6 protein-coding genes are annotated in these 8,583 nt (G+C 68.6%); 3 read left to right on the top strand and 3 right to left on the bottom strand.

Annotated elements, in window-relative coordinates; translation table 11 throughout:
• Nucleotides 1-127 precede the first annotated feature (127 nt).
• Complete coding sequence (locus MJ783_RS06905) at nucleotides 128-871, bottom strand: 3-oxoacyl-ACP reductase family protein (RefSeq protein WP_239309325.1); 744 nt, start codon at nucleotides 869-871, stop codon at nucleotides 128-130.
• Between the two features lie 81 nt (nucleotides 872-952).
• Between MJ783_RS06905 and MJ783_RS06900 the strand changes: the two genes are divergently transcribed.
• Complete coding sequence (locus tag MJ783_RS06900) at nucleotides 953-2,644, top strand: amidohydrolase family protein (RefSeq protein ID WP_239309324.1); 1,692 nt, start codon at nucleotides 953-955, stop codon at nucleotides 2,642-2,644.
• Nucleotides 2,645-2,915: 271 nt separating this feature from the next.
• On the opposite strand, the gene MJ783_RS06895 is transcribed toward MJ783_RS06900, so the two are convergent.
• On the bottom strand, nucleotides 2,916-3,614 hold the full coding sequence (locus MJ783_RS06895; protein WP_239309323.1) for a hypothetical protein: 699 nt from the start codon (nucleotides 3,612-3,614) through the stop codon (nucleotides 2,916-2,918).
• A complete protein-coding gene (locus MJ783_RS06890) occupies nucleotides 3,611-4,960 on the bottom strand; it encodes a phenylacetate--CoA ligase family protein (protein WP_370651469.1) in 1,350 nt (449 codons plus the stop codon). Before MJ783_RS06890 ends, MJ783_RS06895 begins: the two co-directional genes overlap by 4 nt.
• A 217-nt stretch (nucleotides 4,961-5,177) precedes the next feature.
• On the opposite strand from MJ783_RS06890, the gene MJ783_RS06885 reads away from it, so the two are divergent.
• Nucleotides 5,178-6,767, top strand: coding sequence for an AMP-binding protein (locus MJ783_RS06885; protein WP_239309321.1), 1,590 nt, complete (start codon nucleotides 5,178-5,180; stop codon nucleotides 6,765-6,767).
• Nucleotides 6,768-7,230: 463 nt separating this feature from the next.
• Entirely contained in the window at nucleotides 7,231-8,064 is an 834-nt protein-coding gene (locus tag MJ783_RS06880; RefSeq protein ID WP_239309320.1) for a sucrase ferredoxin, read from the top strand.
• The last annotated feature ends 519 nt before the right edge of the window (nucleotides 8,065-8,583 follow it).

Here is an 8,583-nt window from a genome sequence, read left to right as displayed (position 1 = left end):
TAAGCCCCGCTGGCACCACCTTTGACGTGCGGCAACCGGCCCCCCTGCCGCGGGAGCTGAGCCGGCTCGACGGCGGCGCGACAACGCCGTCTCGGGCCGGGGACATTCTGGAGATCCTTTCGGAATCCTAGGCACCCATGCTCAGGCCACCGTCGACGGTGACCACCGACCCGGTGACGTAGCCCGCTCTGTCGTCCAGCAGGAAGCGGACGGCGTGCGCGAGCTCAGCGGGATCACCGCGCCGCCCCAACGGGATCATCGCGCGAATCGTCTCCTGCGCGGCCGGCGCCATCGAGTTGGTCATATCCGTCTCGAAAACACCGGGCACGACGAGATTGACGGTGATGCCCTTACGCGCGACCGCCCGCGCGAGCGAGCGCGTCATACCCAGCAGGCCGGCCTTGGCCGCCCCATAGCCGATCTCGACCGGACTGCCCATAGCTGCGGTCACCGACCCGACGTTCACGATGCGCCCGAAACGGCGTTCCGCCATGGGCGCAAGTACAGCGCGGGCGAGATACCACGGGCCGGACAGGTTCACCCGCAGGGCACGCTCCCAGTCCTCATCGGTCATCCTGAAGGCACTGTTCTCGACTAGGAGACCCGCGTTGTTGACGAGGTGGTCGACGCGGCCGTGTTCACCCAGCACGTCGGCGACGAGCTTTCGGCAGAAGTCCGGGTCGCCGACGTCCCCGGCGTGCATGCTGACTGAACCGCCCCGGTCGACCAGACGTTCGCGCAACGCCTCCGCACCAGCGTGGTTACCAGCGTAGATGGCCACGACATGCGCCCCCGCACCGACAAGAACCTCTGTGATCGCAGCACCGATACCACGGGTACCACCGGTGACGATCGCGACTCTGCGCTCCAAGATCCCTCCCTCGCCTTCCTCGACTTGTTCTGACAGAATGACTATTTTAGTAGAATCATTATACCTAATGAGAGGCTCTCAATGGACAACTTGCTCGTACGCGGCGGCAGCGTCGTGGATGGCACCGGATCCCCGGCCCGGCCCGGCGACGTCCGGGTCCGCGACGGCGTCATCGCGGAGATCGGGGTGGGACTGCGGCCGGACGGCGAGCGAGTCATCGACGCATCCGGCGCCTACGTGACACCCGGCTTCATCGACGTGCACACCCACTTCGATCCCACCCTGTTCTGGGACCCGATGTGCGACCCGATGCCTCAGCACGGCGTGACAACCGCGCTGGTGGGTAACTGCTCGCTGTCCCTGGCGCCGGTCCGCCCCGCGGACAGAGCCGGGCTCGCGGCCCTGTTCTGCTACATCGAGGACCTTCCCCACGAGGTGCTCGACACCGCCCTGCCCTGGGACTGGGAGTCCTATGGTGACTACCTGGACGCGGCCGGGAAACGCGGCGGCTACGGCCTCAACGTCGCTGGGCTCGTAGGTCACAACATGCTGCGCCAGTACGTCATGGGCGAGCAGGCGTGGGATCGGGCCGCGACCGCTGACGAGCGAGCGCTGATCGCGGCCCTGCTGGCCGGCTCCCTCGACGCCGGCGCGTTCGGCATGTCGACATCGCTCGGATTCGACGAGGACCGCGCCGGCCGGCCGGTGCCGAGCCGGATCGCCGACGACGCCGAGTTCGCCGCGCTGATCGACGTCCTGGCCGACCGGTCCCGGTTCATGACGTTCATCCCGGGCCAGTCGGGCCGTCAGATGCGTGCGGACGTCCGGCGGATGGGCGATCTGTGCCGGCCACGTGACCTGATGCACTCCTGGATCGGTATCTTTCACACGTCGGACAAGCCCAACTGGGCCCGGGAGATGCTCACGTTCGCCGCGGAGCTGCAGGCCGGCGGAATCCGCTCCTACCCGCAGGTAAGCCCCCGGACGCTGGACATCCACGTGAACTGGAACGGCGGGATGTCCTGGATGGGCCTGCAGGAGACCTGGCATCGGATGGTGCAGGCCACGCCCGGCGACAAGCAGCGGATGCTGACCGACCCGCAGTGGCGGGCACAGGCGCGGGCGGAGTGGGACCAGGTCCCTCGAACGATGATCCCGCACCGCCACCCCGACCGGATCCGGTTCGTCTCCGTCACCCGCCCGCACAACGAGAAGTGGGTGGGCTCGACCCTGGCCGACCTTGTCATCGCCCATGCCGGCCACCCGTCCGACGTCCTCGCCGACTGGCTGCTGGACAATGACCTCACGCCGGGTGTCGTCGGTGTCGGCGTGTCCAACGCGGACGCGGACGGCGTTGCGGAGACTCTCTCGCACCCCGCCTCCATCATCGCCAACAGCGACGCGGGCGCACACCTCGCGATGATGTGCGCCATCGGTGACACGACCCTGACCCTGACCCGCCATGTGCGCGACCGCGACGACCTCACCCTCGAACAGGCCGTGCACAAGATGACGGGACAGCTCGCGGGCCTGTTCGGCTTTGCCGATCGGGGCGTCCTGCGCGAGGGCGCCGCCGGCGACATCGTCGTGTTCGCGCTCAACGAGCTCGAATGGAAACGGGACGTGTTCGTCTCGGACCTGCCGACCGGGGCTGCCCGGCTGCGCCGCCCCGCGGGGGGTTACCGGATGACCGCGGTCGCGGGGACGATCGTGCAGGAATTCGGTGAGCTCACCGGCACCCGCCCGGGGCGTTTCCTGCGCGCGGCCCGCTGAGAGCAACTGCTGGCCAGCTCACCCCGATCATCTCCCCGGGGCACCCGACGGACGCCGCGCCCCTGGTGCCGGGCGCGCTGACACGCACGTCCCGCGCGCAGGGCACGGCCATGCTCCGTCCCTTCGCCTGCCCGCGGGACACGACGGTCCGGGTCCCGCGGGCAGGCGGGCAGGCAGGCAGGCAGGCAGGCGGGCAGGCGGGCAGGCGGGCTTCGTCCGGCCTGCCGAGCGGACCGCAGGCAGCCGGCGCGGCCGGCGCGCGCCGCGCGGGTCAGGCCAGCAGCACCCGCGGATCATCGCTGCCGCACGCGCACCGGCCGGTCCGGACCGTGCCGCCCACCCCGAGCGGGACGTCACGGAGACCGTCCGGACGTTCGTCCGCGAAGGACAGCCGGAGCTGCCCGTCCACGGCCCGCACCGACCAGAGCCGCGCGTCGACGTGCCCGCCGCCGCGCTCCGGGCACTCGACAGCCACAGCCGGCCCGATCGGCGCGAACAGCAGCGGGTCCAGATCCGCGCCGCGCAGGATCGGGAAGGCCTCCGGGCGGGCAAACAGGTGGCGCACCGGAGCGAGAACGTCAAGGCTGGCCGTGCCCCGCAGCCCTTCAGCGGTTTCCCGGCCGAGCCCGAATACCGCCGCCAGCGGCAGCCGCCGGGCGAAGGTCCCCACCCGGCGGGCGTCCCAACCGTAGGATTCGGCCAGCGCGAAGACAATATGATGATCATGAAGCGCCTGTGTCAGCCCGGCGGTCCAGAAGCCCTCGCAGGCCACCGAGGTGATCAGCACGCTGTCCCCCGGCGAGAACCCCCAAGCCGCAAGCGCCGCTCGGTGCCAGCCGGCGGCCCTTTCGCGATCATCCCAGGTGATCGCGAAATCGTGATGACGGCCCGCCACCGTGAAACGGCCGATACCGGCTATCTCCGCGCGCGGCAACGATCGCGACCGTGCCACGATCGACGCGCGGCTCATGCCTTCACCAACCGGGGAAACTTCGCGACGCTGGAGGAGGTGCTGAGAATGTCCGCGGCAGGTACCAGGTCAACCTCTGGGACGACCCCCACTTTGGCGCCGACCGCATCGGTCACCCGCGCCCGCAGGTCAGCGAGGTCGCCCGTGAGCTCCGGGGCATAACCGACGCGCAGCCGCAACGAGTCGACAACCCGGGCCGGCCGGATGATCTGGAAGATCCCGTCCACCGTCTCCGGCAAGGTCTCCAGGACATCCCAGACATCCTGGACGCCGACCAGGACGTCGCCTACGACGGTCTCGTCCCCCTTGCGGCCGACGGGCCACTGCCGTGCGTGGGTGCGTCCGCAGCCGCAGGCCGCGCGGGTCAGCCGCACCAGGTCACCGGACCGGAAGCGGATGAACGGCGCGGCAGTGTTGTCAAGGTCGGTCGCCACCAGCTCACCGACCGCGCCGTCGGCCACCTCAGCGCCCCCGGAGGGGTCGAGATGCTCAGCGAGCACCATATCCTCCCACAGGTGGTACCCGTCGTGCTCGGAGCACTCCCAGGCAGTGCCGGTGTCCCCGGCGCTCGTGTACAGGTAAAGGTTCACTCCCCACTCGTCGCGGACCTTGGCGGTGAGCGCGCGGCCCAGCGGCATCCCGGCGAAGCTGGCCGCCTTCAGCGGCGCCAGCGCGGCCCGCACGTCCCTGGTGTCCGCGAGCCGCTCAAGCTCGACGACCATCGGGTACAGCAGCTGGACGTAGGCCGGCCGGTACTGCTCGATGGCGTCCAGCACGTTCCCCCACTGGCCCATCCAGGTGTCGATGTACAGCGGCACGAGGCCGAGCAGCTGAAACAGCGTGTCCCAGAAACCGCGGAAGGTACCGGGGGGTATCACAACCCTGTCGCCCGGCCGCAGGCCCAGCTCCCACAGATCACGCGCGGTGCCCGCGACCAGGGGGGGAACACTTTCCCACAGCTCCGGGAAGAACTCGGGCTCGGACGTCGTGCCAGACGTCGACGTGATCGACGTGAGATCCTTGCGGTCGACGCAGAGCAGTCCGGCGAACGGGTCGCCCGCGCGCTGGCGGAACTCCTGGACATCCTGCTTGTCGATGAACGGGATGCGCTCCCGGAAGTCAGCCAGCGTACGGACCTGACGCGGGTGGACACCGGCCGCGTCCCAGCGCTCGCGGTAGAACGGCGACCGCTCGTAGGCGTACTCCACGAGCTCGACGACCCGTCGCTCCTGTAACGCTTCAAGATCCGCTCGTGGCATCGTCTCCGCCGCGGGCTGGTAATAACGATCATCCGGCACCGCCACACCTCCCCTGTGTCCAACCGATACAAATATAATATAAGGCATTTAATAAGGAAGATGATTCCACCACTACAACCCGGCCCGCCGGCCGCCCGGCGCACGACCCCAGCCAGCCTGGAACCATCCACCAAAACAGTCGTATTAGCTATACGATTATACCATATAATGGATCACTCGCAGAGATGGAGACCAACGCCGTGAACAAAACGATCAACGGCAGGGCGCGAGCCGGCTCGCCGGACCGGCACGGGGTGGACGCCTGATGTCGCCGGTACCGGTCAACACCTGGCCCACGCTCGCGGAGCTTCTCGCCGAACATGCCCGGTCGCGTCCCGGCCACGCCGCCACGGTGTGCGGCGACACCCGCATGACCTATGCCGAGCTGGACGGACGCGTCACCCGGCTCGCCGGAGCGCTGCGCGCCGCGGGTGTCACCCGTGGCTCGCGGGTGCTGTGGCTCGGGCAGACCTGCCACCGGGTGCTCGAACTGCTCCTGGCGGGTTCTCGGCTCGGCGCCATGGTCTGCCCGGTGAACTGGCGGCATTCCGCCGAGGAGATGGCGTTCGTCATCGACGACCTGCGGCCCGCCGTCGTCGTCTGGCAGGACGCCGAAATCGGGCCGACCACCCGCGAAGCGCGGAAACGGGCCACGCACACCGCGCTCTGGCTGCGCCACGACAGCGACGGAGCGGGCAGCGGCGGAGCGGGCAGCGACAGTCCCGACACCTACGAAGGTTTCCTGGCCGCGGGCGACGCGCAGACGCCCCTCGCGGAGCCTGATCCCCATGCCCCGGTGCTCGTCATCTACACGGCCGCTCACGGCGGCCGGCCCGCCGGGTCGATGCTCACGTCGGCGAACCTGATCGCCCAGGGCACTGTCATCGGCGCGCTCTTCCACGCGGACGGCGACCAGATCTTCCTCAACTCCGGCCCGCTGTTCCACATCGGCACCTTCCAGCACACCGCCGCGACGTTCATCTGGGGCGGCACCAACGTGTTCGTCCGCCGCAGCGACCCCGAGGAACTGTGCCGGCTCATCGCCGATGAGCGGTGCACGTCAGCGTTCCTGATGCCACCGCAGGTCACACAGCTCGTCGAGACCAACCGAGACGGGCGTTTCGACCTGCGCTCCCTGCGCAGCCCGCTGACGATGATCCCGGGCTGGAAGGACATGGTCACCTCCGATGACAGCCCCTGGGGCCGATACATGGGCGGGTTCGGCCAGACCGAGGTGACCGGATTCTGTCTCTACGCCGCCCTGGGGCATGAGGAGTGGAGCCCGACCGTCGGGCGCCCCGTTCCCTTCGCCCGGATCACGATCGTCGGGCCGGATGACGTCGAGGTCCCCGACGGTGCGGTCGGGGAGATCGTCGTGCGTGGCGCGCTGGTCCACGCGGGCTACTGGGACAGACCGCGGGACAACGCTCATCGGACCCGAACCGGTGGCTGGCACACCACCGACCTGGGGCGACGGCTACCCGACGGCCGGATCTCCTTCGTCGGCACCGCGACACGAATGATCAAATCGGCGGCGGAGAACATCTACCCGGCCGAGGTCGAAGCCTGCCTCGAGCGCCACCCCGCGGTCCAGGAGGCGGCCGTCATCGGTGTCCCCGACGACCGCTGGGTACAGTCGGTGAAAGCGATCGTCGTCCTGCGTGATGGTACGGACGCGACCGGCACCGAGCTGATCGAACACTGCCGGAGCCAGATCGCGTCGTTCAAGAAGCCGCGGACCGTCGTCTTCGTGGACGCTCTACCGCGCAGCAACGGGGCGAAGGACTACGACATGATCGACGCGGCCCACGGCGGAGGCAACTACCCGGGCGGCACAACCTCCCACGGCCACTAAGAACGATCAACAGATCGGTCCGCGCGGACGGATGCCCCGGGTGCCGGGGATACCCCGGAGCGGGCATCGGAGCAAGCATCGAACCGGGACAGCCAGGGCATCCGGCTGTCCCGGACAGCCGCGATCAGGAACGCCGTCCGACCAGGAACCCCGTCCGACCAGCCACAGCGCGGCCGGCTCGACAGTGGCCCGGCACCACCGCCCCGTTCCCGGCGGTCACCGCTCGGCGCGGTTCCCCGGATGTGACGGTGCGGACTGTCCGGGATGGCACACGCATCCGCAGGCACCCTTAGGCTAAAGTCAGGTTTACTTAAATCAGAGCGTGCAAAGATACGAATTTAGGAGCCTTGTGGACGATGTTACCCGGCCAGCGGACCCACGGCTGCCACATTTCCACCGGGACCACCGCGCGTCATCGCCTGCCGGCCGTCTGGCGGCAGGCAGGCAGGCGAGCCCCTGTGCGGTGGTCTGCTCGTCGGAGTCCCGGGGCATCCATGAGGACCTGCGCGGTACGGTACCTCGGCACCGTAGTTACCTGTTCCTCCCCACGCCTGCTCCATGGCCCCGGTTTGCCGGCGCAGCCCCGGCGTCGCTGCCCGGTCTCGGACCGATCCCGACCGACGCCACGACCATTCTGTACCGGTCCTACCCGAACAGTTCGGCACCGCTGGAACCGTTCTTGTGGAACGCGCACGACCGAACGATCACACGAGGCGCGGCGCGACCGGAGACGGACCGCGGACCCGCGGCTGCCGCGTGCCCGCCCTTGCCGCGGGCTCCGTTCCTCGGCGTGTGCATCCACGGCCGCCACGACCCGTGCTGTGGTCTGGCGGGCGCTCCGCTGCTGCATCGCCTGCACAACCTGCTACCCGGCACCCCGGCCTTCGGCGTGAGCCATATCGGTGGTGACCGCCTCGCGGCAAACGCCATCACCCTGCCCAGCGGATACCTTCTCGGCCGCCTCGACACCGCCACCGACGAGGAGCTGTCGGAGCTCGCCCTCGACGGCCTGCTGCCGCTCGGCCACATCCGGGGCAGGCTCGGCTCCACGCCGGCCGAATCCGTCGCCGAGATCTGGTTTCGCCAGCGCTACGGCCTGCGCCGCCCGGAGGATCTCCCGCACACAACCATCACCAGCCAGCACGATGACCACTACACGATCACGGCCGAACATGGCGGCCGGCGGCATCTGCTCGACATCCGCCGCGACCCACACGAGGACGGACAGATCCACTTCACTTGCTCGGCAACGGAAAAATCCAGCGGTCTGCGATGGCGGATCACGCTCCGTCGCTGACCTGGAATCCCGACAACCCGCTTGGAACACCCGGCACAGCCGACGTCCCCGGCGGGTTCTTCCTGGACAGCCCACGGGACACCCGCTTCGGGACATCCCCGCACCCTGTACCCCGCCACCGGCGGCCAGCCATTTTCATGGCATCGATCTTCATTCTTCACAGGCATTTCCCGCGCTACTACCTACTCGAACATAGCTCCCGTGACAATACGTGGCTGGGCAGCAGGAAAAATACGGCCGGCCAGCATTTATTGTCATCATGATCGGCGTATGTTTGTCGTTAGGCACGCCGATGCGGGCAAAAACCGTACACAACGACAAACACGCGCCGATCATGGATCGCGCGCTGGTCGCAGACCGGAGCCGCAACGCCCATCCGCTGCCCCCGCATAGATCACCGGCAGCGTCGGATGGGGTCAATCCGACTCGGAAACTTCCTGCCGTGCGACAGCGTCCTCGTTTGGTCCGTGCCTAAGCTTTAGGTTTCAATCCGACTCGGAAAGTTCCTGCCGTGCGACA

Origin of the sequence: Protofrankia sp. Cj3 (genome assembly GCF_917627355.1) — a bacterium.
Lineage (GTDB): Bacteria > Actinomycetota > Actinomycetes > Frankiales > Frankiaceae > Protofrankia.
Note: the sequence above shows the minus strand (reverse complement) of the source record. Positions and strands in the feature narration are given on the sequence as shown.

Bases quoted from the DNA above. Each gene is read 5' to 3' on its own strand.
- MJ783_RS06900 (WP_239309324.1), top strand. From the start codon at position 953: ATGGACAACTTGCTCGTACGCGGCGGCAGCGTCGTGGATGGCACCGGA.
- MJ783_RS06895 (WP_239309323.1), bottom strand. From the start codon at position 3,614: ATGAGCCGCGCGTCGATCGTGGCACGGTCGCGATCGTTGCCGCGCGCG.
- MJ783_RS06890 (WP_370651469.1), bottom strand. From the start codon at position 4,960: ATGCCTTATATTATATTTGTATCGGTTGGACACAGGGGAGGTGTGGCG.
- MJ783_RS06885 (WP_239309321.1), top strand. From the start codon at position 5,178: ATGTCGCCGGTACCGGTCAACACCTGGCCCACGCTCGCGGAGCTTCTC.